Annotated in this window: 26 protein-coding genes and 2 tRNA genes; 11 read left to right on the plus strand and 17 right to left on the minus strand. The window is 41.8% G+C overall.

Translation table 11 applies throughout. From position 1 onward, the window contains the following. Window positions 1-46: 46 nt before the first annotated feature. The gene (locus RSJ42_RS06545; RefSeq protein WP_200895584.1) at window positions 47-538 is read right to left on the minus strand and encodes a DUF6803 family protein; all 492 of its coding nucleotides are present in this window, start codon (window positions 536-538) and stop codon (window positions 47-49) included. A 234-nt stretch (window positions 539-772) separates the two neighbouring features. Between RSJ42_RS06545 and RSJ42_RS06550 the strand changes: the two genes are divergently transcribed. After that, entirely contained in the window at window positions 773-1,606 is an 834-nt protein-coding gene (locus RSJ42_RS06550) for a winged helix-turn-helix transcriptional regulator (RefSeq protein WP_048048051.1), read from the plus strand. 91 nt (window positions 1,607-1,697) lie between these two features. Here RSJ42_RS06550 and RSJ42_RS06555 read toward each other — a convergent pair whose 3' ends face one another. From RSJ42_RS06555 to RSJ42_RS06580, 6 genes are all read right to left on the minus strand, one after another. Next, on the minus strand, window positions 1,698-2,267 hold the full coding sequence (locus tag RSJ42_RS06555) for a nitrogenase component 1 (RefSeq protein ID WP_200895583.1): 570 nt from the start codon (window positions 2,265-2,267) through the stop codon (window positions 1,698-1,700). Further along, on the minus strand, window positions 2,221-3,012 hold the full coding sequence (locus tag RSJ42_RS06560; RefSeq protein ID WP_200895582.1) for a nitrogenase component 1: 792 nt from the start codon (window positions 3,010-3,012) through the stop codon (window positions 2,221-2,223). Before RSJ42_RS06560 ends, RSJ42_RS06555 begins: the two co-directional genes overlap by 47 nt. Continuing rightward, window positions 2,996-4,477: a nitrogenase component 1 gene (locus RSJ42_RS06565; RefSeq protein WP_048048050.1), complete on the minus strand. Its 1,482-nt coding sequence runs from the start codon at window positions 4,475-4,477 to the stop codon at window positions 2,996-2,998. The genes RSJ42_RS06560 and RSJ42_RS06565 overlap by 17 nt, the downstream gene beginning before the upstream one ends. A 442-nt stretch (window positions 4,478-4,919) precedes the next feature. Next, window positions 4,920-5,933 (minus strand): ABC transporter substrate-binding protein, encoded by a 1,014-nt coding sequence (locus tag RSJ42_RS06570; RefSeq protein ID WP_048048049.1) that lies wholly within the window; start codon window positions 5,931-5,933, stop codon window positions 4,920-4,922. Between the two features lie 5 nt (window positions 5,934-5,938). After that, window positions 5,939-6,496 carry a hypothetical protein gene (locus RSJ42_RS06575; RefSeq protein WP_259637132.1) on the minus strand — a complete coding sequence of 186 codons (558 nt, stop codon included), beginning with the start codon at window positions 6,494-6,496 and terminating at the stop codon, window positions 5,939-5,941. A 53-nt stretch (window positions 6,497-6,549) separates the two neighbouring features. Beyond that, a complete protein-coding gene (locus tag RSJ42_RS06580) occupies window positions 6,550-7,278 on the minus strand; it encodes a hypothetical protein (RefSeq protein ID WP_048048047.1) in 729 nt (242 codons plus the stop codon). Between the two features lie 589 nt (window positions 7,279-7,867). Here RSJ42_RS06580 and RSJ42_RS06585 point away from each other — a divergent pair. Beyond that, window positions 7,868-8,254, plus strand: a complete 387-nt coding sequence (locus tag RSJ42_RS06585; RefSeq protein ID WP_048048046.1) for a response regulator — start codon at window positions 7,868-7,870, stop codon at window positions 8,252-8,254. A 268-nt stretch (window positions 8,255-8,522) separates the two neighbouring features. Continuing rightward, window positions 8,523-8,663 carry a hypothetical protein gene (locus RSJ42_RS06590; RefSeq protein WP_155400544.1) on the plus strand — a complete coding sequence of 47 codons (141 nt, stop codon included), beginning with the start codon at window positions 8,523-8,525 and terminating at the stop codon, window positions 8,661-8,663. 509 nt (window positions 8,664-9,172) lie between these two features. Here RSJ42_RS06590 and RSJ42_RS06595 read toward each other — a convergent pair. Both RSJ42_RS06595 and RSJ42_RS06600 read right to left on the minus strand, forming a co-directional pair. Beyond that, a complete protein-coding gene (locus RSJ42_RS06595) occupies window positions 9,173-10,192 on the minus strand; it encodes a transposase (protein ID WP_152688528.1) in 1,020 nt (339 codons plus the stop codon). A 365-nt stretch (window positions 10,193-10,557) separates the two neighbouring features. Next, a tRNA-Cys gene (locus RSJ42_RS06600) sits at window positions 10,558-10,628 on the minus strand. Window positions 10,629-11,251: 623 nt separating this feature from the next. On the opposite strand from RSJ42_RS06600, the gene RSJ42_RS06605 reads away from it, so the two are divergent. After that, window positions 11,252-11,374, plus strand: a complete 123-nt coding sequence (locus RSJ42_RS06605) for a hypothetical protein (RefSeq protein ID WP_259637133.1) — start codon at window positions 11,252-11,254, stop codon at window positions 11,372-11,374. A gap of 89 nt (window positions 11,375-11,463) precedes the next feature. Here the strand turns inward: RSJ42_RS06605 and thiI are convergent, their stop codons facing one another. The 8 genes from thiI to RSJ42_RS06645 form a co-directional block, all read right to left on the minus strand. After that, on the minus strand, window positions 11,464-12,756 hold the full coding sequence (thiI, locus tag RSJ42_RS06610; protein ID WP_155400545.1) for a tRNA uracil 4-sulfurtransferase ThiI: 1,293 nt from the start codon (window positions 12,754-12,756) through the stop codon (window positions 11,464-11,466). Between the two features lie 237 nt (window positions 12,757-12,993). Next, on the minus strand, window positions 12,994-14,238 hold the full coding sequence (locus tag RSJ42_RS06615) for a methanogenesis marker 16 metalloprotein (RefSeq protein WP_048048044.1): 1,245 nt from the start codon (window positions 14,236-14,238) through the stop codon (window positions 12,994-12,996). A 40-nt stretch (window positions 14,239-14,278) separates the two neighbouring features. Beyond that, window positions 14,279-14,938, minus strand: a complete 660-nt coding sequence (locus RSJ42_RS06620; RefSeq protein ID WP_048048043.1) for a (Fe-S)-binding protein — start codon at window positions 14,936-14,938, stop codon at window positions 14,279-14,281. Next, window positions 14,938-15,642, minus strand: a complete 705-nt coding sequence (locus RSJ42_RS06625; protein WP_048048042.1) for a GTP-binding protein — start codon at window positions 15,640-15,642, stop codon at window positions 14,938-14,940. Before RSJ42_RS06625 ends, RSJ42_RS06620 begins: the two co-directional genes overlap by 1 nt. A 6-nt stretch (window positions 15,643-15,648) precedes the next feature. Continuing rightward, complete coding sequence (locus RSJ42_RS06630; protein ID WP_048048041.1) at window positions 15,649-16,461, minus strand: ATP-binding cassette domain-containing protein; 813 nt, start codon at window positions 16,459-16,461, stop codon at window positions 15,649-15,651. A 316-nt stretch (window positions 16,462-16,777) separates the two neighbouring features. Then, window positions 16,778-17,773: a radical SAM protein gene (locus tag RSJ42_RS06635; protein WP_048048067.1), complete on the minus strand. Its 996-nt coding sequence runs from the start codon at window positions 17,771-17,773 to the stop codon at window positions 16,778-16,780. A 218-nt stretch (window positions 17,774-17,991) separates the two neighbouring features. After that, a complete protein-coding gene (locus RSJ42_RS06640; protein ID WP_048048040.1) occupies window positions 17,992-18,669 on the minus strand; it encodes a M48 family metalloprotease in 678 nt (225 codons plus the stop codon). A gap of 41 nt (window positions 18,670-18,710) precedes the next feature. After that, on the minus strand, window positions 18,711-19,070 hold the full coding sequence (locus tag RSJ42_RS06645) for a BlaI/MecI/CopY family transcriptional regulator (protein ID WP_048048039.1): 360 nt from the start codon (window positions 19,068-19,070) through the stop codon (window positions 18,711-18,713). A 305-nt stretch (window positions 19,071-19,375) separates the two neighbouring features. Here RSJ42_RS06645 and RSJ42_RS06650 point away from each other — a divergent pair, with 305 nt between their 5' ends. From RSJ42_RS06650 to RSJ42_RS06680, 7 genes are all read left to right on the plus strand, one after another. Beyond that, window positions 19,376-20,551 (plus strand): ABC transporter permease, encoded by a 1,176-nt coding sequence (locus RSJ42_RS06650; RefSeq protein ID WP_080932904.1) that lies wholly within the window; start codon window positions 19,376-19,378, stop codon window positions 20,549-20,551. Then, on the plus strand, window positions 20,544-21,278 hold the full coding sequence (locus RSJ42_RS06655) for an ABC transporter ATP-binding protein (RefSeq protein WP_310892339.1): 735 nt from the start codon (window positions 20,544-20,546) through the stop codon (window positions 21,276-21,278). Before RSJ42_RS06650 ends, RSJ42_RS06655 begins: the two co-directional genes overlap by 8 nt. Window positions 21,279-21,282: 4 nt before the next feature. Next, complete coding sequence (locus RSJ42_RS06660; RefSeq protein ID WP_048048037.1) at window positions 21,283-21,774, plus strand: Fe-S-containing protein; 492 nt, start codon at window positions 21,283-21,285, stop codon at window positions 21,772-21,774. A 123-nt stretch (window positions 21,775-21,897) separates the two neighbouring features. Next, complete coding sequence (locus RSJ42_RS06665) at window positions 21,898-22,929, plus strand: GNAT family N-acetyltransferase (protein ID WP_048048036.1); 1,032 nt, start codon at window positions 21,898-21,900, stop codon at window positions 22,927-22,929. Window positions 22,930-23,043: 114 nt separating this feature from the next. Continuing rightward, complete coding sequence (locus RSJ42_RS06670) at window positions 23,044-23,370, plus strand: NifB/NifX family molybdenum-iron cluster-binding protein (protein ID WP_048048035.1); 327 nt, start codon at window positions 23,044-23,046, stop codon at window positions 23,368-23,370. Between the two features lie 219 nt (window positions 23,371-23,589). Then, window positions 23,590-23,660: transfer RNA gene (locus tag RSJ42_RS06675), tRNA-Cys, on the plus strand. A gap of 169 nt (window positions 23,661-23,829) precedes the next feature. Next, entirely contained in the window at window positions 23,830-24,300 is a 471-nt protein-coding gene (locus RSJ42_RS06680) for a hypothetical protein (protein ID WP_048048034.1), read from the plus strand. Window positions 24,301-24,428: the final 128 nt, after the last annotated feature.

Raw genomic sequence — 24,428 nt, forward strand, 5'->3', positions numbered from 1 at the left:
TCAATGCTGCTCTTTTCCATTTTTACCGGTTTTTGTCCCTGGAATCTCAGAGCAACGACGGATTGAGCATGCCAAAGATCATCGCGATATGGGCGACTACAAGGAACCCGATAAGTAACAGGAAGTGCAGTTTCATCTTTGAATCCTGTTCCTTATTCTTCGCGATCACGCCCAGTTCAAGGAGTGCGATTCCGAAGAGAAAAACTACCCCACTCAGATAGGACCCTACAGCAAGAATGTCGCTGTAACCTCTCCATATGATATTCGGCACAACCGTCGTCATGAGGTATGTAAAGATGCCGAGGAAATAAAATCCTAAAGCAATGCCAACGATTTTGTTGAACTGGCGGAGGGGGCCGTCATGAAGACGTCCGAAAGTCACGAAGAATTCCGTTGCCGTCAGCGTCTCGGCAAGGATCACTGGAATTGCCATAAATATTAGCAAATTCCATGGCTGATTGGTCGCGAGCAGTTCCATATAATGGGTCATGTTCATGTTCATGGCAGTTGTTGCTGCCTGAGTAACCATTTCCTGCATTTTTATATCTCCACCGGAGATTATTGTTCTTTACTCCGGTTACAAGAGAAATAATTTTGCAGTTTAAACGTGTTCTCACCAATCTATCTATTAATGGATAATCCGGTAATGAGAAATGATGAAGTATTTCTACATTGAAAGAATATTTGCATATTTCGCGCTCAGAAAATTTTCCCTCGCAGGTCATTGCCTATAAGCTAATTGATATATACTTAATTTTCAGAGTACTAACCTATGGCCTGTATCAGGAAGACTGCATGTGCTGGTATAGTACTTGTTCTTACAATTGCGGCATCACCATTTTATGTCCTTGCAGTACCAGCGGGTTCGTCTATGTTTTCGATGCATACCGGTCCTGAACGCTGTGAAGCCGGGATGAATTGTATAGTTAACTGCCCGATGCTGGCTCAGGTAAACACCAGATCCACAAAGGAATCCTTTCCACGGTCATCTTCAGGTCAATCTTCTCCATGCCCATGCAGTAATGCCTCCCAACCGCAAGCGCAAAAAATTAGTATTCAGGGAATGATCGGACTGAATGGCAGGGTCTCAGGCATCCGGAAGATCTATCCGAAGAACGTGCTCGATCACCCGCAGCGAAAGGCAGTGTATGATCTCATCATGGCAAACCCGGGTATTGATCTGGGGAAGATTGGAAAGGCTCTTGACCTGAACCGGGAAACACTTCGATACCACATTGACTTACTTGTATCGTCAAATAAAATCGTCGTGATGAAGGATCATGGTATCATAAGGTATTATGAAAACCACGGAAGATACGGTATCCTTCAAAGGCGTGTTCTGGCACATCTCTGGAACCCGACAGCTGAACAAATTCTTTTAACAGTTCTCTCGAACCCGGGAATCACACAGGGGGATATTGCCAGAAGGCTTGAGGTGACATCCCCAACAGTTCACTGGTATATGCAAAGGTTCACTACCGATGGAATCGTCACATCCCGGCGTATGGGTCGGCTCACCAGTTACTTCGTTAATCTGGAAGCCCTGTATATATTAACTGATCCCCCCAACATCCGACAAAACTTTCAATCTGAAGCTTATGCTTAATGATCCTTTTTGATTAGTTTTCAACTCCCTCGTTTTACAACTATCCAAAACCTGTAAAGCATAAGCCTAAGCCCATTCCTTAGAAATCGGCTTACCAGTAAGTATCAAGCACTCTATCATAAATGTCTTCTATTGCTCTGAGTCCGCCTGTATATCCTGCATATCCGCAATTAAGCACAAGCCTGTAAAATACCGGCACGCTGATAATAAGCAGATCAGCTCCTGTTTCTTTTGCAATGTCCCTTTCCCAGCCGCTGCCAAGAATCAATGCCCTGTTTTTATGGTCATCCTTTCTGATTTCCTCATGGATTTTTCCGCCGTCAATAATAAACTCAACCTCTGCAGACCTGAATTCGGAGATCTCAGCAAAATGTTTTCTGATTGATCCGCGGAACTCCTCCGGAGTATTATCGACGATAAACTGCTTTGCCGGTAGAATTCCCAGCTCATTCAAAAGAAACTTTGAAAAGCCCATAGCATAGGTCGCGTCCAGTAAAGTATAGAATCTTCTGGGAATCCCATATCTGAATTCAAGCATGAAATTCGCAGTTCTTTCAATATGTGAGTAGAACTTTTCTTCTTCCTTTTCAATAAATCCCTCAACCCAGGTTCTTTCAAGGGATGCATTCACCCACCTGGCGCAGGAATTTTGAAGTTTCATTGCCCCCTATAGGAAGGTAAGGAAAATGCAGATATGGCGTACCGTATTTATTTTTAAGATGTTCAGCAATACCAAGCCCTGCCCATGCGCTGATAACCAGGTTGAATTCTGCTTCAGGTATCGTTTTCCATTCTTCGATACCCCCGGAATCCTGCCCGAAGAGGATATTGACTTCAAGCCCTATCCCTTCCAGAATTCTCTTCAATTCCTGAAGGTTACCATTCCAGTAAGGATCCTGATACGGAATAACTGAAAAGACATTGACAAGCCCTTTTTTAGTAGTTCTTTTGCTTCCGAACTTATCGACATACTGGTCAATAATTGCATTAACAACTTTTTCATGGCTAACATAATTGTTGCTTTTAAAGCCGCCGGTTTCAGTAAATACAATTGGCCTGCCCAGATTCTGATAATCTGCTGTAACCCTGCCTACATCATCTCCGACTATATCTGACGTGCAGCCTGTAAGTACAACATAAAGATCAGCATCTATAACTCTGAAGGAACCTTCAATTACTTCCTTTAAACGGTGTTCTCCGCCGTAGACAATTTCAGATTCACCGACATTTGTACACGGTATTGTATTCCCACCTGCATACCCTTCACCTTGCCCAATGAGACTGTTAATCTTGCTGCTGCACCCCGGTCCTGCGTGAAGGATGGGTACAGCTCTTTTTATTGCCACTACTGATTGCTGTGCACCAAGGGCACAGGAATATCTCGGCTGTTCAATAAAACTCGACACGTTCGTTAACTCCAAGGAAGGAAAATGGATCCTGTTCAAGCCACCATTTTGTGTATGGCATTGTACTGTGTTTCGCAAGATTCGTAACAAATTCTCTATTATCAAGAGTTTCCAGTATTCTTTCGGCGTAGTTCAGAATACCCTGATAGCCAAAGCTGAACTGCTCATCACCCACAAGCAGAGTAGGAATCCCGAATTTTGCCCCCCATAAAGTAATCCCTCCATGTCTGGCAATCATAATATCCGGCTTTACCCTGTTCAGAATATTGACCAGTTCATATGCCTGCTTGCTGCATACACTATAATTTTCCACATCTCCATATGTATCAACACTATGGGCCAGAACATCCGAAGTAACATCTCCATTGTCATAGACAGGGTCATGATGAAAAATGGCCGCTCCCCGGACTTCAAGTCCCAGATCCTTAAGCAGTGAAATCAATGCATGACCGTGAGCAGCCCCTGCAGTAATATAAGCTGTTTTACCTTTTAGCTTTGAACGATATTTTTCTATTTGCGGCAGTACTTTTTCATGTTCCTGTTTTATTATATTTTCAATTTCTGCTTCTCTGTCCAGAACTCTGCCAAGTTCTCTCATCCAGTTATCAGTTCCTGCAAGTCCATATGCAGGAGGTGATTTTATTTCCGGCACACCGTAAATCTGTTCAAGTGCAGCACCAAGATATGTTCCCAGGGTTGGGCAGACCTCAATAGTAGCAGCTGCTTCCGAAATACGCTCGAGCTGGGAAACTGTAGAAAAAGGAACTATATATTCAGCTTCATAGCCCAGCTTTTCAAGCAGTTCATCAAAAACATGGCTGCCCCAGAAATTAATGATATTTACTTTGTTGCTTTTTTTCTGAGGGGGTTTCACTATTTTCCTGACTATGGAATGATAAGCAGAATCAAACCCGGTTGTCCATATCTTTGACCTGAACCCTTCGCAGAAGCATGCAACTACCGGTATTCCAAGCTCCTGAGATAAATGGTTTGCAACTGCTTCAACATCATCGCCTATTATTCCAGAAGCACATGATGTTGTTATGAAAATCGCTTCTGTTCTTATCCTGCAAAAAACCTCCCGGATTGTCTCCTCAAGTTTTTGTGTTGCACCAAAAATTGTGTCTTTTTCTTCAATATTTGTATTAAAATATCTCCCCATTGCAGGCGGCAGATTTCTTTCCATCTGCCCAACGCGGTAAACGAAATTAAAAGTAAAAAAATCTCCGGAACAGCCAACAGGTGCGTGATTAATGACTGCTGCGTCAGTTATCATTGAGAGTTGGCAAAAAGCATTAAGAGAACTGCAACCCATGCATTGGCTAAAGCTTCTTACACTATCCTTCAGTTTTCCTGAACGGGAGCATTGTACCAGTTTGCAAGCAGTTCCTTCAAATCCGGTAATTGAGCCAAGCCGGACTTCACGTATAACTACCTTCGGTTCTTTAAGATTTACTTTACTCATTCAAAGACTCCTGAATACCTGAAACAAAAAGCTGTGATGTGTCGGAAATTTGAAGGAAAAGAAAGGAGTGAGACAGGCCTATTTAAACTTCAGCTTTTTCTAAAAGACAGTCTTTTGCCTTGAGATATCCCAGGCAAATGCAGTCTCAAGCTTTTTTACTCCACGTGACCTGTGCCAGACTTCATCTAATGTTGAGTCTATACTTCCAATCCATTCTAATTCATTCGAATCAGCAATAAATTACCGATTGATATTCATGACCATCGATAAATTTAGTTGCAAAGTGAATATCTGAATCTACTCCAAATTTTCATATCTACCGATATGTATTACAATCAGGGATTGGCGTCGGTAATATATGAACATAGATAAATCAGCATTTATTGTCTCGATCAGCATTTTTTCGGAAAAATTGAGGCAAAATTTGCTTTTACCGGAAAAATTACCAGGAATTTTTGAACTGGTCTGTGTACAGGTCCGATACACTGTATTCTTTAGGAGTAATGAGGCCCTGCATTTCAATTTCATCGAGCCAAATCTGCAACTGAGTCTCATTAATGTCTCCTTTATCGCTATAATAATGAGACACAGCCCCCCCTTCACAGAGTCCAAGCCTTTCAGCAGTGATATTTCCGGCTTCTTTACGATTATCGTTGCACCAGCGCTCTGATTCTTTATATCCTTTAATGAACTTCTCTACTGTTTCAGGATGCGTCTCTATAAAATCCTCCCTGCATATAAGAAGGGTCATTCCTCCTGCCTCACCAAGAGCATCAGAGCTGCTTGCCAGTGACCTTGCATTTAAACGAAGTCGAGCACACCCGTGATACGCAGTCTGCAGTACTGCGATATCTATAATGCCTTCTCTAAGGGCTTGCTGCTGGTTCTGTTCAGGTATTACAATATATTCTACTTTGCTTACGGGTATCCCGTATTTTCGTAAAAGTGCGTTAGTTTGCAGGTCAGAACTGCACCCGAGAGCCCCAATTCCGATCTTTATGGTTCGGTTACTATTTTTAATAGATTCAAATGACGTAAGATCGCTGTCCCTGCGTACATCCCAGTACAGGTATTCTTTGTTTTTGTTTCCATCCTCAGGAGAGATTCCACTCTGAGCCACAGCTTTTACTTTTACACCCGACTTGAGCAAATTGACAAGCGTTAAAGGGTCAGCATCAAGGACATCGATCTGTCCTAATGCAAGAGCATAAGACCTCTGGGTAGCTATGGTCTGACCAACGTCAATATAATCAAGACCCTCTTTCTCGAAAAAACCCTGCTGGCTTCCGACAAACCATGGAGTACCTGTACAATCGTTTGTCACGCTGGCTTTTAATGTATATTTGTTTTCCTCACCAATTTGACCGAATGCATAAATTCCACAGACAATAACGCTCATAAAAATAATAGCTGCAATTCCTGAATAAGTCCACTTAGAAAACTTTTTTTTTGTCATTCTTATTAGTCCAACCCTTTGGTAAATATGCCAAAATTCCTGATGCGGTCCATGACAGATATGTTAACTTTTACATTCTCGTCCACTGTGCTATTGGTAAAATGGATGATCTCGATTCTTGAACTATTGTTATACCAAATGTCTCCAGGATTGAGAACCAGAGACTCACCGTTGTAATCCAGGTATACTGTACCTTTCCTGTCAACTCTTTTTATGGTTATATTGTCTTTTTTGTACGGTAGTTCATATGCTCCGTAAAGGTACATTTCTCCCCCGTGGCAGCCCTCTTTTCCAATTCCTTTTCCATTACCTAACATGACCCTAAGGCTCTTATTGAGAGGTGGAAACCAGGTCGCTTTCAGGAGGTTCTGGCTGGTGGTGGAATTGTACGTAGGATAACCCATGTACACGTACGCGTTGACTTCAGGATCATCTGCCAAAAAGCCCTGGGTTTCGACATAATGCTCCACAAAAACATATTCATTTGAGCGATTTTTTGAATTCAAAATCGAATAACATCCTGCTATCAGGACGACTACGCCGATTATGACCAGAGCAGCCATGAGTACCTTTTTTTCCATAGGATCCTATCCAATGAACTAATGATTTACATCATTCAGGCGCTGGAATTTTCACCATTCTCTTCACTCATATCCATTTCACTGCTTTCATCAGGATTTGTTGAGGAGACCTCTATCTTTACTGGTAAGGTCACCCAATGGCATTGCATGCCATCTACATAAACGAGATGAACCGGATTATCCTTGAGATCTGCAGTTAAAGCTTTTCCGTCCTCTATAAAAGCCAGGATCGTATCATTTGCCTGGTCCCTTGTATATACTACGTTATATCCGTCAGGCGAGTATACTTTAAAATAAGCTTCTGCGGCTGGATCTTCTCCTTTTTCAAGGATTTTGTTCCATTCTATGCCGATGAAATCGCTGGCTGTTTTATTGCCCGTACTGTCATAATATGTCACATTTGACCTCTTTACAAAATCCATCGCTTTCAGGTCGGAATATGTCAGTGTTGTGTTCCCTTTCGTGCCGCCGGATATATCTATAGTATAGTTCTGGTTTTCAGGAAGCTCTGACTTCAGGTCTTCTTCTAATGTTGTATCTGCTGCGTTTTTAGAAAGATCCGACTCAGAGTCTTCTTTTTCTGCTGTATCTGATACATTTTCAGGGAGTTCTGACTTCAGGTTCAATTTTATATCTTCCGTATTTTCGGAAAGATCTACCTTAGTTTCTTCCTCTTCTGCTGTATCTGATGTGCACCCGGATATTAACAGAGATGCTGATATCGACGCTATAAGTAAAATAGTTAAGATTACTTTCTTTTCCATACTGTTTCACCTATAAAAAAGACATATAAAATCAGATAAGCTATAGTATTGAGGCAAAAATTGCTTGATTTGTGCTCTTTACGGATTTAAAAGATCAAATGATCTTTTATGTAATAAATTAACAAACAATGTTCTTATTTTACAGAATTGAGGTGCTTATTTTCATAAGCAGCATTTTCCCGATCAACCGAAAGTAACCATTTAAAAAACACAATAATTTGCCAGCTTAGCTCTGATTAGACCATTATGATGAATTATAATAAAAACTGAATATGTCTCATATATGGATTTGCGAGCAGATATTAGAGTTATTATTAGAATTAATATTTTTATAGTAAATGAACTTCATAACCTTATTTTCAGGCACATTTTGCCCAAAAAAGTAGATTTTAGTATTAATTATGAGTGTAGTATATTATAAGTCACAATTGTGATTTGTGGTGCCAGAGTGACGGAAAGACTATGCTCTGGACCGCAGATCCATCCATTCCGGCCCGATTCCGGGTCTTAGCTTGGAGGGAATATCATGGATATAAAAGCACAGATATGTTTCAAAATAATTAACAAAATGTAAAAGAAGGGGAAGTAAATGGCAAGAGTTATGATCGTAGATGATGCTGAATTTATGCGAATGGTGATCAAGGAAACTCTTATGAAGCACGGACATGAAGTCGTTGCTGAAATGGCTGAAGGGGAAGAAGCAGTTCAAAAATACCTGGAAACAAAACCTGACTTTGTTTTAATGGACATAATTACACCGGCTATAGACGTAATTACATCAGACATAGATGAGGAAAAAGAATTGAAAAAACTTCTTTTAATGGACCCGGATGCAAAAATGATAATGTGTTCCTCTCTTGGACAATCAGCCTTGATAACGGAATCGATGAAAATAGGAGCTATGGGTTTTATAGTAAAACCTTTTGGACCTGATGAAATGATGGATGTAATAAGAAAAATTGCTGAGCCAAACTAACCTTTTTGAGCAGATAAATTCGTGCTATTAGATTAACCAGCTATCTATCGAAAATATTCAATTGTGTATTTCATCCTCGTTATTTTTGTTTAAACATTATATTTGCACGCAGTGACTATGGTATTTGAATGGAATTTAAATTGAATGGAATTTACATGGTTAACTAAAATTTTATTAGTTGTTGCAAGCACCGGCAATAATACTGTCTGGCTATACGACTGTGTTATAATTATTTGTTTGTAATAAGAGAAATTAGGAGGTTCATAATTTGGCGACAAAGAAACAGAAGGCAGCAAAGCGCGATAAGAAAAATAAGGAAACGAACGACAAAATAAAAAAACCAGTTGAGGAAGTTAAGGAATCGACCGTTAAAATAAAAGAACAAGATAAGAAAAGAAAAGGAAAATAAAGAGAGGGGGAGGCTCTAAATCAAGCCTTCATTTTTCAGCGTATCTGAAAGTTAATTTTTGAGTTACAGTTAATCCCTTCCTTCCTCCCCTACCTCGCAATCCAACCTTTCCTAAGACTCTACATTCAATTTTCTTTTATGCCATCCGTCCTGTAGACATAAAGTCAAAATTCTTCATGGCAGGCTAGAAACCAAGTGCAAAGGCTGAGTCATTCTTTCGTTCCGGCTTTGTATCATTACCAGATTCTACGATAGGCTGGCTAAGAGGTCTACGTATGGTTCGTATGCAGACTTCTTATGCATAAATCATGATCGAATCGAGCCTTGCAGTACCTACCTTTGTCCAGTAATTGCAAGTGGTACAGTACTGGGTCCGTTGTTTGAGCTTACTTTTAGCTTAGCATGGCATTTTGGACATACTTTTAGACTTTTCGTAAATAAACCCCCTTAATACTAATAGGACTTACGCACTTGCCTGCTTTGCAGGCAGCTTTGGCGTTTTTTACTTTTTAATTTAATTCGTAGATTGGGTTTCTGATATATTGACTTATAGTATTTCTTGTAATGCTTAACTTTGTCTCAAACCATGTAATTCCTGTTTTTATTCTTTGCATTTCAAATCTTAGAAATGCTCTTAGTGCCATCATAATATGTGCTCTCTGCACACTTTTTCTTCTTGCCTGACATCTTTCAACTCCACAAAACTGTTTTATTCCTCTATGGTACTCTTCAATTTTCCATGCTTTCTTTGCCAGGTCTTTCCTTTTTTCTTCCTTCATATCCAGTACATCTGTAGCCCAGTAATGCGTGTCTCCATCCTCGGAAACTATCCGAAATACCTTAATAAAGCCGTATTCTTTCAGATGAACTGTCATACCTCCTGGTGGAATAGTTAACAATTCAATTGCTACATTGCCAGTCTTATCAGGGTTAACTAAACGGTTTTTCTTCAACCTTGTTAACCAGTGCCATCCTTTTTTCCGGATTTCTTTGAGATTCTTTATACTGGAATACCACGTATCAAACAGAACAAATTCAGGTCTAAAACCACGTTCTTCTGCTTTATTTAGCATATCAAGGAAATGATCGTTTTTTGTTTTTCCATCAGTATTTATATCGTAAATTCTAAAGTCAACAGGGATTATGGCATCATTAAACGTCCAGACAACGGTTTCAAGATTGATCCCATTTACAATCTGATGATATTTACCACTCCATTGTCTGTAAACAAGATCCATACGCTTAGAATATGGTTTATCGAGAACAGTATCATCAAAAACAAGAAATCCAGTGTAAGGAGTGACTATATCTTTTACTTCTTCCCATAAAGCCTCCGTATCCGGAGGCTGCCTTAGAAGAAGACGGGTAAAAGAGTCATGAGCTGGATTATTAGAACCTAAATAACTGCACTTTGAAGCTTCGGTACAGCTAAATACGCGTGAAGAAGCAATAAGAAAGTTGATGTAATCAAGATCAGTGCATTTAGGAGGATTTATTTCATTCAACCCAGAGATTTTTTTTTTGATTATATTTATACTAATATATTAAAAAAAGTATTTTAATATAACTTATGAAAAAGTGCTTCAACCGCGTAAGTCCTAACTAAAATAAATTTCATATAAAACACATTCATCAGAGCATGAAATTTACCCTGGGAATGTTCTTTTACAATGCGTTCATACTTTGCTATCAGACGCTTTCCGCCTCTTTCAGTTCAAATATAGTAATATTAATTTCTTTACAAGCGCATTAGAAAATGCATCGCATAGCCGCACGCAATTTGAATTACTTTATCAAAAAATGTACAAGTGAGTACACCGACCTGATAAACTTTAACCTGATTTTCAAAGAGTTTTTGTGATGAATGTTTTGTAAAGGCATAGAAAACCCTCCAAGCTAAGACCCGGACTCGAACCGGGATGAATGGATCTGCAGCCCACTGCGTATCCTTTCCGCCATCTCAGCATTTATTGTCCAGGTTATTCTACAATTTTGAGCTGCTTATTTTGTCCCACAAATTCCGTAGATGTACACAATTAAAGGATTCGCCAGTTTACCCGATGTTTCATTTAAGTGGCATCCTGAAATTACTGTATAAGGACAAAAGGCGGCACTTTCATGTACTTCTACGGATTATGGGTTGTAAAAATGTTGTGGGTTGTATGAAATACTGTCTGTTCGTTTATGACTGAAGTCTTCATGCCATATGAAGGAAATCAAATGGCAATTGGACAACACAAGATTCACATATGTCAGGTTACGATCTGCTATTAATGCTCACTTATATTTGAACCTCCTTTATGGGGAAATTATCCCTCATATTTTTTCACTTCAAATCGATAGTCTAGGATCCGACTGGGCTAAACGTTCCTTCAGTCCCAGTGTAGCCATTTTGCTTTTCCAGCAGTTCTTTGTCCAAATTATGAATTTACTATCCGAGAATACAGCAGGTTATCAGCTTATGATCCGCTGGCTCCAGCCAATTCACAATTGTGAACTTACAATACATAATTGCATCTGTTAATATTTAAACTCCTTTTTTTGGGCAAAATGTGCCTGAAAAATCTCCACTGATCATCAGGTAAGGGATGGCCTTACCTGCAGATGATCAACAAAAAACAACAGAAAAGCTACACAAGAAAAAAGTAACAGATGAATTCATACTGGCATTAAGAAAAACAGAATACAAAACAGGACACTATAGAAAATAACTTTCTGGCCCGAAAAATGTTTCTCTTAATCCCGGAAACAACACAGAGGAGTGAATAACGCTATACGGGCCAGAAAAATTGGATTATTCTCAGAGCTTAAGGATTTTTGCGGCTTTTAAAGCATTTGAAACCATAGTTTCGCTATCCAGTTTCTTTTCTTCAAGTACTATAAGGTCGTAATTTGCCCCTATTTCAGGACGCTCCGGCACGGCACCACAGCTGCCTGCTTGTCTACTTGAAATATCGTAGGTTCCAATTTTGCGGGCAATATCCATGATTTCGGTTTTATCAAAAGAAATCAAAGGGTGATAAATCGGAATAGCAAGCTGGTAAATTTCAGCGTGCATATTAGCAGCAGTCTGAGAAGCCACCTGACCAAGGGAAGAGCCGGTAATAATTCCGCTTGCTTTTTCCTTTTTCATAACCTCGTAGGCTTCCCTGTACATCATGCGTTTGCAGAGGAGGCATGTGTTTTTCCGATTGCATGTTTCTATGAAGGATCTCAGGTTGGGACCGTGAGGGATCTCATAGGTCGTAAATTGATAACCTGGAGCCCACTTCTGGAGCTGCCTGATGCAGTCAAAGGCACGCTCTCTTGCCGCATCCTCCGCATAAGGGGAGTTATTGCAATATACAGGGGTAATCATTACTCCACGCTTCATCATGAGCCATGCAGCTACAGGGGAATCAAGGCCGCCGGAAATGAGCACTACCATATTTCCCTGCGTGCCGAGGGGTAGCCCTCCCACTCCTTTAACTGTTTCCAGGAAAATATATGCCAGATTCTGCCGAATTTCTACAAAGATTTCTTTATCAGGAGAACTCAGGTCAACCCTGGGGTTCTGTCCTTCCTTTTCAAGTTCATTCCAGACAGCATCTCCGCAGGTTTTACCTATATCAGTTGAAGAGAAAGGATGGTTTCCACTTCTTCTGGCCCGGATAGCAAAAGATTCGCCTTCCATTATGAGGTCTTTTCCAAGAAGAGCACAGGTTTCGGCTGCACCCTCAAGGTTCGGTTCTGTTATTAACGCAGGTGAGGTTGAGACAACCCCAAAAACATCTGCTGCTGCTTCAGATGCACGCGGATCTGTTGTCTCAATAAATATCCTGCCCCATTCTCTCCGCATAAGGGAGTATGGAATATCTCTTGAGTCCAGCATTGCGGCAATATTTTTCATGAGAATTTTCTCATACCAATTCCGGACTCCAGGACTTTTGAGAGCAAGCTCACCATAGCGGACTATAACAACATCTGTCTTAACCCCATATCTGGAGTAAGATGATTCCGAATCCAGATAATCCCGTTTCACATCATCATTTTTTTGGATGCTTTTATTTTTCTGATTGATACGAATATCAGATTCAGTTGTTTCTTTTACCATGAAAAATACCAGCTGTTTATTAATAATTGGAAAAAATCCAGTATTTCAAAAAATCAAATGACTTCCCGACTGTGCGAGTTGGTATCACGTCGGCCAGGAGTTCCTGATAAAATTATCAGGTAATTATTGAAGTTTCCAGTAATTTGAACTATTTATGCAGTTATTTTCTGCAATATTATATGGCTGACATGATACAGGGTATTGCGATTATAGAATAAGTTCATAAATTTGAACTCATTAGAGGGGTTCCAGCATCTTCGTAGGCACGAACTCCTGCTTCAGGATACGGTTCTTAAGGATCGTACAGAGTCTTTCTGCCCTTACTCTGTCTGACTGCCTCAGGGATACAGGGACAATTCCTTCAGCCAATTCGATAGACCCAAGCCTTGCACGGAATACTCCTTCAGAACACTGGAGGGTACAGGTACCGCAGTTAATACAGAGATCTCTGTTGATAACGCAATCATTTGAGATTGCTTCCGTGGGACAGGTGTGCATTGCAGCACAATCAGGATGGTGCAGGCACTTTTCTTTTTCGACGCGGATAAATTTATCAGTGCCTCCCCAGATATGCCCGTAATTCACTTTTGCATGAGCAGTACGCCCGTTTACGTCTGATACGGGTAATGGGACATTCTGGTCCAGAATTTTTAATCCAGATAGAATCTCTTCATCAAGGACAGGAATAGGGACTGCAAGTGAAGTAAGGCATTCAGGCCCATGTGAGGTTTTCATTCCGCCCATCATGGTCGGATCCATTCCTTTCATATCTGCATAGGCTGAGACGTTAGGCTTATCAGGGCTGGCTCTAGTTCCTTTCCCCATAATGTAGCCGGGTGCACCGTTTAAAAGGACCCTTGTGCCCACGCCTATTGACCTGTGAGAGGGGTCGTTCTGAAGAGGATTTATTTCACCGCACCCTGATACCGTTGTTTCCGTAAAAGGGCCTGTCAGGCCTGTCACAGAGAAAATGGTGCTGATCGTCGAGGAGGTGGGGTTTATCAGTGCGTGGTAATTTTTAAACGCAAGCCTTGTGGTAATTATTCTGGCAAAGTCGATATCCTCAAGCGTAACCTGATTTTCATATCTCCTGCCATGTGCTTCCACAAGGACCTCAATCTCATTTCCTTCTACAAGGTCCCGGAAAAGATGCCCACCGCCGTACCTGGCATTTGCATGAGCTGTCCCGTTTATTACAAGATCCACAACCCCCAGGCGTTCGTTAGGGCAGGGACCGGGCTGAGCAGGCACACCGTTCAACCAGATCGCGTCTGCCCTCTCAAAACTACATTTTCCAGCAACAGGCACCATCATAACTGCCATCGTGCCGGACATCACGCCAAAGGTCCCGGTCGTGACAACATCCACATCATCAATAGTAACTTCTTTCCCGTCACGCACCATGGACTTGAGTTCGGCAGCAGTTAAGATTATCGCTTCTTTATTGGCGACCTTCTCATTTATCTCTTCAATAGTTTTCATATTATCCCATTTTCATGATATAGCGATTATTCAATAGCCGTTATAATATCCGAATATCCTCAAGCCGAACATGAGTTCCAGAAGGCTTCTTAAAAACCATGTTCACAAGAGCAGTGTGTGCAAGATCAATCATGCAGTTGCCGGGCAGGAAATATTGCCTGGTTCCAAGGACAGGGGGCTTCTTTATAACGCTGACAATCCCTTCGAAAGCATGGACATGGTACGCCTGGACATCGTGTGCATCTTCTTTTCTTGCAGCCATTGGGCCTACCGTATGGCACTCAAGTACACCCGTGATAGGGTTTGCGCTGAGAACTCTTAAAGCATGATAAAGAGGGCATCCCGGCCCCGCCGGCCTGCCGGTTACGAGGTCTCCTTTTTTAATGTTCCATTTCTCCACAAGGTCTGCCCTGAAAGGCACTATGAATTTGCGTGCTGAAGGCTCACCCGGGAAAGGAAGGAGGACGAAGTCGTATTCTTTTCCGGCAACATCAACGCCTGAGTAAGTAGCGTTTCTTACCTGAAGCTCTATACTTTCTCTGCTTGCAATTTTTTCCGGGCGCAGGGTATTTTCCATATTGTAAAACGGACACAGGTCTACTTCTGCTGACCCGGCTTCAATCCTGGAAACAAAGTCTGCACAGGTCTGGGAACCGCAAGCCCCACAGTTTTTACCCGGAGGGTTCCAGCTAATCACCATCAGTCACCTCTATATAGGGGCTCCGGCATATCCAGGGGTCGGATGACTCCAAAGTGGTTTTTCCACCCGATCTCCTTTTTCCCGATACACACCGTACAGACGCCAAGAGGAGGAGCGCCTCTAAGCACGATAGGGTCAGGACCGATTTCAGGCTGATTGACAATTCTTCTCATCAGGTACCTGAGACCTGTTCCCTGAATTGCATTTGTCTCTACAATGTCAATATCAGGGACAACTTTTCTGATACTTTCCCTGAAGACCTCTTTTTCTGCCTGGGATATGAGATCCGTTTTCGTAACAACCGCCACATCTGCAAGAGCTAGCAGAGGGGCCATTTTGAAGGGCGAGTTTGTTCCTGAAATCGCGCTCACAACTGCAATTCCAAGTGAGTATTTTGTGTAAGGGGTACACCTGAGACAGAGCCCTGCACTTTCGATAATCAGGATATTTCTTGAGAGACTCTCAGCCCAGCGCAATGCATCATCAAGGACAAGAATTCCCATATGGTCAGGACATACATCCCCTGAATAGACCTTTTTGACAGGAATTCCGAACTCTTCTGCAAGTTCCTTATCTTCTGTTGCATGCACGACATCAATCTTGAGAAAGGCGGGGAGTGAGCCTTCAGGCAAATTCTTAATTATCTGGCGAATTACAGCAGTTTTTCCTCCGCTTGGAGGGCCTGCGATTATAAGGAGTTTCATTTAAAATCACACCCTGTTAACAGCAGCCATTACTACTTCTGAATGAACGGACGAAGAGCCTGAGGAGAAAGAAGCTCCAAGTCTGAGTTTTTCTCTGAGCTGATGGAGCCTGTCTTCGATTAGGGCGAGATCTTCAATAAGGTCCTGCTCCTGTCCTGTCGGTTCGATCACAGAGGAAACACCCCCGTACCTCATAACTATCCTCCTGCCGGTTGTAAGAGCCAGGTAAGGGTCGTGTGTTACAAGGATAACGGCCTTGTTTCCTCCCTGGAGAGACTGGATAACGCGATCTTTGAAAATCCCTGCATTTTCAATCTCGTCAAGGAGAATTATTGGAGTGTCACCGATTATGAGGGCATCTGCAATCATAAGAGACCGTGTCTGGCCTCCGGATAAGCCGCTCATTCGGCTCTTAAGACTGATCTCTTCACCGGTAAAGGTATTTGCAAGGTTTATTGTCTCATCGAGCAAATCTTCCCTGCTAGGTCTTCGTGCCCTTATATGCATGAGCAGGAATTCTTCGACCGAAAGATCAGCCAGACAGCGCGTATTCTGGGTAATCAGGGAAATTGGTTTGAAAGCAGGCTCACGTACAAAAGACTCTGGAGGTTCTTCCCCATTGATAAGAATCCTCCTGCCTGTTATGGTATCTCCCTGTGCAAGAGTTTCAATATCGTTGATTAGAGCAGATTTTCCCGAACCTGTAGGACCAACTATTGATAGAGTGTCTCCGGGTCTGATTTCTATTCTGCCAAACCCTTCCTGTTCTCCAAGTCTGTTCTTTCCGGATTCAATAGTAAGAGTAAATTGTTGTGTCATGTATTCAAAGGATTAGATCTGGCTTTTATAAGCTTTTCCATAAATTCTAAAATATTATCCTTTAAAGCTAAAAAATCAATAATATATTTCCCAATTGGGTTAAAAAATGAAATATATTGGAAAGAATGGACTAATTCGAAACTATGATACTCCTCAAGGATTGCCCGAAGAGTTGTCATCACATGAGTACACGCAAAAATAGGGCCAAGACCTCAAAAGCTATGGGTCGGAACTAATCAATGTCGAATTAGGAGTTAATCATGATTTCCAAGTTGATTGCAAGTCAAATAAATTACGATTTCAGTCGATCAGGATTTCAAATATCTCTATGAGGTGTCAGGTCGCAGCCAGTACAGAGAAGGCACATTGTCTTCGATTTTTCTACACAGAGGGACTGACAGTCAAGCATCTCTTTGAGCATACCTCCTAGTTTTAGAAGCCGTGCAGCATCCGGTCGATGGATGTTTATTGCATCTTTCCTTAGAGGATGTGGAGATATAGGTCTGAGAATTGGAATTATACACCTGTCAGTAAGACGTTTGATGCCTTTTCGGACAGTCTCGTCACTTTCTCCAAGACCAATTATGAAGTTTGAAGATACCCGATTTCTGCCGAAAACATTCACTGCAGTGTCGAGAGCATCAAGAACTGTGTAGAGCGAGAGGTCCGGACAAACACGACGGAAAAGCTCGGGGTCCATAGTCTCAACATTGTATTTTATCTCGCATGCGCCTGCAGAATAAAGTTCTGCTGATGAACTTGCTGTGGGATAGACAGAGACACCTATTGGGAGATCGTACTCACGTGTAAGCTGCTTTACGATATCCACCATCCTCTTAACTTCCTTTTCTGGAGATACAGCTACCCCGCTTGTAAGGGAAATTGCCTTCAGTTCACCTGTCGCATAAGCTTCCGCAACCATCCGGTGTACCTTTTTGCTGTCCTTTATCCCGCCCTGCATTTTCGGCACGGGACAAAACTGGCAATCGTATATGCATTTCTCGGACAGTGTAATGTATGCCTGTTCAGGACAGTGGCAGAGAGGGCGTTCAAGCATGCCTCTGGCAATTACATCATCGCCTCTTACGATGACTACATTTTCATCTTCAGGCACCGCACGCAAGGGAGATAGCTCATTAATCGTAAGGCGTACCCGTCGGTCTCCTGACCTGAAAAAGATTGAAGACCCCCCAGCTCCGGGTCCGGCCGTGGCCAGACTCGTGAGCTGCGCAGGAAAAAGCGACGGGTCTATCTGAACACTCCCTATGCTCAGAAGGTCTGCCTTAACAGTTGAACTCAGTTCAGTATCCATATTTATACACTCGATGAAAGTCGAAATATCACAATATGAGCCCGGCAAACTTTCGACAAGCATTACTACTTACAATTTTTAACCAGGTAAATTAACAATTGTGAACTTAGCTATAGATAACAATTGTGAACTTAAATAGGTTGCGATACTCTCCACCTGACAGAAAAATGAAAGAAAAAGAGTTAAAGAGAGAAAAGAATAATAAAAAAATCTGAGTTTTAGTTCAGTTTTGCCCTTGCTGATTTTACTGCACTTTCGCTAACAACTTTTCCAGCAAAAGCGTCAGCAAGAAGTTCAAGTTCATCTTTTGAATGGTTTTTCGTAAAAGTCATGAAAGATAACTGTCTCAATAAAGGAGTCCTGTTATTATACCTGATATGCCATGCTTCATGGGCAATTACAGCCTTTAATTCCTTTTCGTCCATCAGCTCAAGCATCCCCATTGATAAAAAAATAACTTTTCCCGAAGCAAAAGCTGCGGGCACTGCTGAATCGTAATAATACACTTTTGCTCCTTCGATTAAATCATTTACAAATACTTGAGGCCAGTCCACTATTTCAGTAATTGGCTGAGCGCTGTATTTTCGGATCAGGATTTTATAATATACTTTTGGCAGGAGCATGACAATTGTGGTTGAAAGAACAGCGTAGGCTGTGTAGATCTCGATTGTCAGCATTTGACTGCACTGCATAGCCGAAATAACCGTACCTATAAGAAGTACCATGAATAACTGTCCAGCAATAAACGAAGTAAGCCTGAAAACTGGCTTTCCTGCTTTAAGATAAAATGTAAAGAATACTAAAGCCAGGAATGCTTCTATTCCTATTAGTGGCAAAAGATCGGAACCGGTGATGCATGTAATATAACAGTCAATTTCCTGCGTAATAGAGAACATGTCCACTGCTCAAAATCATTCAAAAACCCTGTTTATGGGGCTCACTTATTATTTTTATAAGTGTGAAAGTTTTCAACAGCCACTTTGCCGAAGGTATCTACAAGGCTGTCCAGCACTTTCCTTGTGATGGTATTTGCGGTATTGTCCATGGATTCAGTTGCAGAGTAAAGGTACCTGACCCTGTGGCCACTTTTATCCACCGTTCTTTTTGCAAAACCGGCTTTTACAAGCCTGTCAAGTGTCCCTGCAACGCTGGATAAAGGAATTCCTGTTTTTTCGGTAATTTCAGGAGTTGTTGACTCTTCGTTTGTCCACAAAACCTCCATAATCTGAGCTTCAATTGGGCTGAAAAATTTTGTCAAACCCTCATTGGAAAGATTTATCCGGTCTAACTTTACCATGGGTTTACAACTGCTGTAAACAAATATAAGCTTTATGATGAGCTTTAAGACTACCTTTTTTCACGGAACCCGTTTAGTCCAGGGCAACTCGTCCTTTTAATCTCAGCTGGTTTACATCTGGCGTAAAGTTAAAGTACATTTACACTCAATGTAAAGTCAGATCTTTACACCAGGTGTATAGTAAATTCCATTCAACATGATATTCGATTCAACATGGTATCCGATTAAATTTAGTTTCGATTCAATGTGAAAATTGAAAGGTAAACAATTGAAAGATGAATCGGGAGCAGTATTGAGGATTTAAAATGCGTTTACATACGTTGGTCTTAAAAGACATATCCCGCAGAAAAACAAAACTTGGTCTGGCAGTGTTGAGTGTGGTAGTGGCTGCTGCAGCAATAGTGGCTGTGGTTACTACATTTTCCGCAGCAACTGACGGTCTCTATGAGGAATCGAATAAATTCGGTGCAAACATCATAGTCAGACCTGAAGTAACAAACATTCCGCTCGTGGCGGGTTCAACCTCTATTGGTTCTCTATCTACGGGAGAGAACTATATTGAGGAATCAGAAATTCCCAGAATTCATACTATCCAGAATAACAGTAACCTCGCAGTTGTAGCCCCGAGATTGTATGGGGTTGCGGAACTTGGCGATTCTTCCGTAGTTATAATGGGTGTGGACCCTGAAAAAGAAAAAACACTCAAGCCCTGGTGGAAAATCCAGGGGCACTGGATGGGTGCAGAAACTCCAGAGAAAACCGAGGTAATGGTTGGCTCGGATATAGCCGGCCCTCTGGGGCTTAAAGAAGGTTCCCGGATAACTCTCAGCCAGGGTGATAATTCCATTGACGCTCAGGTTGCCGGAGTAATAGAGAGCACAGGCGGCAATGAAGATGGATATATTATTCTTCCCCTTGCAACGTCCCAACAACTGCTTTCCAAGGAAGGAAAGGTAAGCAGTCTGGAAGTTAGGGCGCTGTGTAACGATTGTCCTGTTGAAGAGATCAGCAGGCAGATAGAAGAAGTGTTTCCCGGACTTGAAGCAAGGTCAATGAGCCAGATTGTAGAGACCGAAATGGCGGTGGTGGAACACACCGAGTCTTCAGCAATGGCAGTGTCGATAATTACCCTGCTCGTAAGCACATTGACAGTTGCATCCACAATGCTTGCGTCCGTAAATGAAAAGCTAAAAGAAATAGGAATTATGCGCGCAGTCGGAGCAAGCAACAGGCAGGTAGTTTCTATGCTTCTCTTTGAAGGAGCGATTATAGGAATAATCGGTGGAACTATCGGTTTTGCCATAGGAACGGCAGCCTCAGCAATTGCTGCACCCATGCTGGTCTCAGTATCGCCTTCTCCAATGTGGGAGATCCTGCCTGGTGTTGCCGGAATTTGTATAGTTACTGGAATGGTAGCTTCTATTATTCCTGCAAAAAGAGCTCTCGGAGTTGACCCTGCGGAGGTGTTGAGAAGTGTCTGATTATCCTGAAATTTCTGAAATATCCCGTAATCCTGAAGGACTGTCAGATAACCTGATTGAAAAAACGACTGAAAACCTGATTCAGGTCAAAGATGTGACAAAAAAATACAGGCTTGGCCATAACGAGGTAGAAGTTCTGCACGGAATTAACCTCGAAATCAAAGAAGGAGAGTTCGTGTCCGTTATGGGACAGTCAGGCTCCGGAAAAACCACTTTGATGAACATTATAGGGATGCTTGACAGACCGACTGGTGGAAGCATCCTCATCAAAGATACCGATATCACAAAAAAGTCCCAGAAAGAACTTGTCGATTTCAGGCGCAGAACCGTTGGGTTCGTGTTCCAGCAGTTTCACCTTATCCCTTCTCTCACAGCCTATGAAAACGTTGCCCTGCCGCTTGTATTTGCAGGTGACAAAGAAGATGGCGCTGTAAAAAGCGCTCTTGAAAGAGTAGGGCTGGCTCACAGGATGCACCATAAACCGGTAGAGCTGAGCGGAGGAGAACAGCAGAGGGTTGCAATTGCCAGAGCTGTTGTTATGAACCCGAAAATTCTGCTCGCAGACGAGCCCACAGGAGCGCTTGATGCAAACACAGGCTCAATGATAATCTCTTTACTGAAATCCCTCGCAGGAGAGATGACCGTCATAATGGTCACTCACAACAGGGAACTTGCAGCTTATTCTGATCGTATTGTATACTTAAAAGATGGGAACGTAGCGGAGTGAAAAAGTGAACATAAAATTAATCGGTATGGTTTTGTTAGCAATCGCAGTGTCCCTCGTGGCAGCAGGATGTACGGATGTCGGATCTTCGGGTAAAGCTAATGCGAGTCCTGTAAAAGCTACCTGGATTACTGCTGAGGTCAGTGCAGACCAGGTATCCATTCCACTCAGTTTTGTAGAAGAGAACACAAATGTTCATTTCAAAGTAAATACTGACAGCGGGGAAATCGCGGTTATGGCATACAGATTTAATGATGAGATATTTGTCAGGTCCAATGTATGCCCTCCATGCAATTCGATAGGGTTTAGCCTTGATAAGGACACTCTTGTATGTGATTCCTGTGGCACCGTTTTTGACGCTGCAGAAGGAACGGGTATCGGAGGAGGCTGTGTGTCATTCCCCAAGGAAAGTATCCCTTACACGGTTTCTGATGGGAATATTGTGATGAAACTGGATGATGTGGTAACTGCCCACGAAAAAACCGTGGAGATCAGTTAAGAACCGTGAAATTTTTCACGCTAAGTCTTACACAGTTGAGTTCAAAACAGGTACAGCTCACTGTGTAAGTACCGTATTCGTTGCATATAAAGAACAATCACCTATTTTATGCTGGGGCTTGAAATGAATGAAATTGAAGTTAGAGAATTAGCGCCATCCGAATTTAGAGAATGGGATACGCTTGTAGAAAGGAACCAGCCAGGTACGCCTTTCCACACAAGCGACTGGCTGCAGATCTACAGGGATGTCCTTTTAAGAGACGTCAGGATTTATGGTTGTTTCAGAAATGATGAGCTTGTGGGAGGATGCCCCGTTTTTGTTAAGAACCTCAAAGGAATTCTCAAAGTGGCATCTTCGATATCCAGTATGACTGACTACTGCGGACCCCTTATAAATGAGAGTTCAAGCTCCAAAACAGGCAGACGAGTTCAGGAAAACCACGAAATTCTTAACTCCCTTAGAGAATTCCTCTGCTCGCAGGGCTTTGACAGTATTCACCTAAAATTCTCTCCAGGATTTGAGGATATCAGACCATTTACATGGAATGGGTGGGATTCAAAGGTTCACTATACCCATTACCTGGATCTTAAAGAAGACGTGAATGACAATATTTCAAGGACGATCCGGAGAGATCTTAAATCCGCAACCGGAGCAGGACTCGAGACAAGAAAATGGAGCAATCCTGAAACATATTATGGGCTGCTTTCCAAAGTATACGAGAGACAGAACCTGAAAATACCATTACCCAGAAAGTTTTTCGAAAAGGTATTTGACCTGATGCGGAAAAAGGACATTGGTTATATGTTTGTTTCCGAAACTCCTGAAGGAGAAACAGTCGCAGCACATCTGACTCTTTACGGAAAGAATAGCACAATTGGCTGGTCCTCTGCCCGGGATCCGGCTTTTAGCCTGAGAGGAACAAATGCCCTTCTCTATTACAATGAATTTCTTGACCTGCAGTCCAGAAATTTTGAATACATGAATGTAATGGCAGGAAATATTCCAAGGTTTGCAGAGTTTATCATGGCTTTTTCCCCCAGATTGGTACCCTACTATAGCGTAACTCTGGAGAATAAAAGGTATTCAAGCTTGAAGGCTTTATATAAAATAGCGACTAATGCAAAAATTGGGATTGTCCCCTCTAATTTTTACTAATCTCTCATTTCTTTGCCAGCATATCCTGCTGATGCATATGATGCATACAAACCAATAAATTAATAAAAAATAAGTCTCTGTTAAATATTTAAAAAGGAAAAATGGGGATTAAAGATGAAGGTCGCTGTTGTTTCAAGTGATGGTAAGGTCGTCAATCAGCATTTTGGAAAAGCATCTCGCTTTTATATATTTGAGGTTGAAGATGACAATATTCAATTCCTGGAAGTACGGGAGACTATACCTGTATGCGGCTCGGCGGATGAGGGGCATGCAGATGATATCCTGGGCAGGGCAATTTCTTTGATCTCTGATTGTGAGGTTTTGCTTTGCTCCAGAATTGGCAGCAGGCCGCAGGAAGAATTAAGAAAAAAAGGGATCAATGCGATAGAAGCTCCATACTTTATTGATGAAGCTTTAAAGAATATCTCTGCCAGCGAATAATTGGGATTCGGCAGTTCCGAATCCTCTTAGTTCCTATTTTGATTCTGAATTCATGTTGAAGTGGCAGAAAATGCTCAACTATTTTTTTGTAAACAGGCAATCTCTATCCTTAATCTGCGGGTACAGATAATTTTCAGGTACTTTTTGCCTTAAAAAATATATTAATATATTAAAGGTGAGTATGATCTGTTGTCAGTTCACAATTGTGAATGAACTGCTGCCAGGGTGGCGGAAAGGCTACGCAGTGGACTGCAGACCCATTTATCCCGGTTCGATTCCGGGTCCTGGCTTGGAGGAATTCCATGTATTCAGAGGAAAGAAAACTCTTTGAGTTTTTGCCTTTGAATCATGAAGTCCTCTTAAAACTGAAAGAAACAGGAGTTTAGCAGAACAGACAAAAGAACAGGTGAAAATGAGAATTTAAAGAAGGCGAAGATATGAATTCGAAAAGGTTAAAGTATGAAAGGAGAGATCGTTGACGGATCAAAGGACTATATCCTCGATCTGGATGAACACGTTGAAGCATTCTGGGAAGCCCTTGATGACGGGCTTACAGTAGAAATAATATGGGAGGCTCTTAATCTAATAGAACTGTATTTCACTTTGCGTATAATTGGACATATGCTTCTTGCAGTGGAGTACACGCTTACTGAAGCTAGAACTCATCCTCTGGAACCGATTGAACGGGAATTTGTTCAACTCAAGAAAGTAACAGGTGGTTTCTTTGAAAAAGGAAAATCCCGGCTATGGAAAGTATTCAATATGTATCGCATTTCAGGAACAGGGATCAATATGTGCGGACAGCTAACAATGGATTCTAAAAGGGATACAGGGTCATATGGGGACTTCATTATGGTATCTGGTCGCACATCAACCCTTCCTCTGATTCCATATCTAACTGAAGCCTCAAAATCATCTTACTGTTGTTGATTGAGCTCATTTGTAAAGCTCTAACCTCCTTTTCTTTTTTATTGCAGAATATTAACTCCAGCAGGCAATTCCAGGAAAAAAACATCTCTTTTTAAAGGTGGATATCTCTAAATGGCTGTATATTCATT

The organism is Methanosarcina hadiensis (genome assembly GCF_046529725.1).
GTDB classification, from domain to species: Archaea; Halobacteriota; Methanosarcinia; order Methanosarcinales; family Methanosarcinaceae; genus Methanosarcina; species Methanosarcina hadiensis.

Bases quoted from the DNA above. Each gene is read 5' to 3' on its own strand.
- RSJ42_RS06550 (WP_048048051.1), top strand. From the start codon at position 773: ATGGCCTGTATCAGGAAGACTGCATGTGCTGGTATAGTACTTGTTCTT.
- RSJ42_RS06630 (WP_048048041.1), bottom strand. From the start codon at position 16,461: ATGACACAACAATTTACTCTTACTATTGAATCCGGAAAGAACAGACTT.
- RSJ42_RS06570 (WP_048048049.1), bottom strand. From the start codon at position 5,933: ATGACAAAAAAAAAGTTTTCTAAGTGGACTTATTCAGGAATTGCAGCT.
- RSJ42_RS06555 (WP_200895583.1), bottom strand. From the start codon at position 2,267: ATGAAACTTCAAAATTCCTGCGCCAGGTGGGTGAATGCATCCCTTGAA.
- RSJ42_RS06545 (WP_200895584.1), bottom strand. From the start codon at position 538: ATGCAGGAAATGGTTACTCAGGCAGCAACAACTGCCATGAACATGAAC.
- RSJ42_RS06645 (WP_048048039.1), bottom strand. From the start codon at position 19,070: ATGGTAAAGTTAGACCGGATAAATCTTTCCAATGAGGGTTTGACAAAA.
- RSJ42_RS06615 (WP_048048044.1), bottom strand. From the start codon at position 14,238: ATGAAAACTATTGAAGAGATAAATGAGAAGGTCGCCAATAAAGAAGCG.
- RSJ42_RS06640 (WP_048048040.1), bottom strand. From the start codon at position 18,669: ATGTTCTCTATTACGCAGGAAATTGACTGTTATATTACATGCATCACC.
- thiI (WP_155400545.1), bottom strand. From the start codon at position 12,756: ATGGTAAAAGAAACAACTGAATCTGATATTCGTATCAATCAGAAAAAT.
- RSJ42_RS06605 (WP_259637133.1), top strand. From the start codon at position 11,252: ATGGCCTTACCTGCAGATGATCAACAAAAAACAACAGAAAAGCTACAC.
- RSJ42_RS06580 (WP_048048047.1), bottom strand. From the start codon at position 7,278: ATGGAAAAGAAAGTAATCTTAACTATTTTACTTATAGCGTCGATATCA.
- RSJ42_RS06635 (WP_048048067.1), bottom strand. From the start codon at position 17,773: ATGGATACTGAACTGAGTTCAACTGTTAAGGCAGACCTTCTGAGCATA.
- RSJ42_RS06665 (WP_048048036.1), top strand. From the start codon at position 21,898: ATGAATGAAATTGAAGTTAGAGAATTAGCGCCATCCGAATTTAGAGAA.
- RSJ42_RS06670 (WP_048048035.1), top strand. From the start codon at position 23,044: ATGAAGGTCGCTGTTGTTTCAAGTGATGGTAAGGTCGTCAATCAGCAT.
- RSJ42_RS06575 (WP_259637132.1), bottom strand. From the start codon at position 6,496: ATGGCTGCTCTGGTCATAATCGGCGTAGTCGTCCTGATAGCAGGATGT.
- RSJ42_RS06620 (WP_048048043.1), bottom strand. From the start codon at position 14,938: ATGGTGATTAGCTGGAACCCTCCGGGTAAAAACTGTGGGGCTTGCGGT.
- RSJ42_RS06625 (WP_048048042.1), bottom strand. From the start codon at position 15,642: ATGAAACTCCTTATAATCGCAGGCCCTCCAAGCGGAGGAAAAACTGCT.
- RSJ42_RS06680 (WP_048048034.1), top strand. From the start codon at position 23,830: ATGAAAGGAGAGATCGTTGACGGATCAAAGGACTATATCCTCGATCTG.
- RSJ42_RS06585 (WP_048048046.1), top strand. From the start codon at position 7,868: ATGGCAAGAGTTATGATCGTAGATGATGCTGAATTTATGCGAATGGTG.
- RSJ42_RS06565 (WP_048048050.1), bottom strand. From the start codon at position 4,477: ATGAGTAAAGTAAATCTTAAAGAACCGAAGGTAGTTATACGTGAAGTC.
- RSJ42_RS06650 (WP_080932904.1), top strand. From the start codon at position 19,376: ATGCGTTTACATACGTTGGTCTTAAAAGACATATCCCGCAGAAAAACA.